Annotated in this window: 1 protein-coding gene; it reads left to right on the plus strand. The window is 66.5% G+C overall.

Annotated features, from left to right (window positions below):
• Nucleotides 1–1,657 (plus strand): RelA/SpoT family protein (locus ACFWF3_RS34985; RefSeq protein WP_379318380.1); only part of this gene is annotated, 1,657 nt, incomplete at its 5' end.
• Nucleotides 1,658–1,700: the final 43 nt, after the last annotated feature.

The following is a 1,700-nucleotide window of genomic DNA, read 5'->3' on the forward strand; positions in this document are numbered from 1 at the left end:
GGTCAAATGGGAGCTGGAGGACCTCGCCTTCGCGATCCTGCACCCCAAGAAATACGACGAGATCGTGCGCCTGGTCGCCGATCGCGCGCCCTCGCGTGACACCTATCTGGCGAAGGTGCGCGCGGAGATCACCAACACCCTGGCCGCGTCGCGGATCAACGCGATCGTCGAAGGCAGGCCCAAGCACTACTGGTCGATCTATCAGAAGATGATCGTCAAGGGCAAAGATTTCGACGACATCCATGACCTGGTCGGCATGCGGATCCTGTGCGAGGAAGTCCGCGACTGCTACGCCGCGGTCGGCGTCGTGCACTCGCTGTGGCAGCCGATGGCGGGGCGATTCAAGGACTACATCGCGCAGCCGCGCTACGGCGTCTACCAATCGCTGCACACGACGGTGGTCGGCCCCGACGGCAAGCCGCTCGAGGTGCAGATCCGCACGCAGGACATGCACCGGACCGCCGAGTTCGGCATCGCCGCGCACTGGCGGTACAAGGAGACCAAGGCCAAGCACTCCGGTGACGCCGCCGAGGTCGACGACATGGCGTGGATGCGTCAGCTGCTCGACTGGCAGCGGGAGGCCGCCGACCCCGCGGAGTTCCTCGAATCGCTGCGCTTCGACCTGAAGTCGCCGGAGATCTTCGTGTTCACGCCCAAGGGCGATGTGATCACGCTGCCGCAGAAGTCCACTCCGGTCGACTTCGCGTACGCGGTGCACACCGAGGTCGGGCACAAGTGCATCGGCGCGCGGGTGAACGGTCGCCTGGTGGCGCTGGAACGGCAGCTGGAGAACGGCGAAGTCGTGGAGGTGTTCACCTCCAAGGCGCAGAACGCGGGACCCAGTCGCGACTGGCAGAAGTTCGTGGTCTCACCGCGCGCGAAAGCCAAGATTCGCCAGTGGTTTGCCAAGGAACGGCGCGAGGAAGCGCTCGAGAGCGGCAAGGAGCAGATCTCCAAGGAGGTCCGCCGCGTCGGGCTGCCGCTGCAGCGGTTGATGAGTGTCGAGGCGATGACCGCGGTCGCGCACGAGCTGCACTACAGCGACATCTCCACCCTCTACACCGCGGTCGGCGAGCACCAGGTGTCGGCGCATCACGTGGTGCAGCGGCTCATGGCCCAGCTCGGCGGCATCGGCGATGTGGAGAACGAGCTGGCCGAGCGGTCGACACCGTCGACCACGCCGGCTCGTCAGCGGGTCACCGGGGACGCCGGCGTGCTCATTCCCGGTGCGCCGGGAACGGTCGCGAAGCTGGCCAAGTGCTGCACGCCGGTGCCGGGTGACGAGATCATGGGCTTCGTGACCCGCGGTGGCGCGGTGAGCGTGCACCGGACCGACTGCACCAACGCCGATTCCCTGCAGGAGCAGTCGGAGCGGATCATCGAGGTCGAATGGGCGCCCTCGCCCTCGTCGGTGTTCCTGGTCGCGATCCAGATCGAGGCGCTCGACCGCACCCGATTGCTCTCGGATGTGACAAAGGTGCTGGCCGACGAGAAGGTCAACATCCTGTCCGCCTCGGTGGCCACCCATGGCGACCGTGTCGCGATCAGCAAGTTCACCTTCGAGATGGGCGACCCCAAGCACCTCGGTCACCTGCTCAATGTGGTGCGCAACGTCGAAGGCGTCTACGACGTGTACCGGGTGACCTCCGCCGCCTGACCCGACCACGGCCCGGGCACTCTCCTCGCGAGGGTGCCCGGGC

The sequence above is a fragment of the Nocardia sp. NPDC060220 genome (genome assembly GCF_042727815.1).
Lineage (GTDB): Bacteria > Actinomycetota > Actinomycetes > Mycobacteriales > Mycobacteriaceae > Nocardia.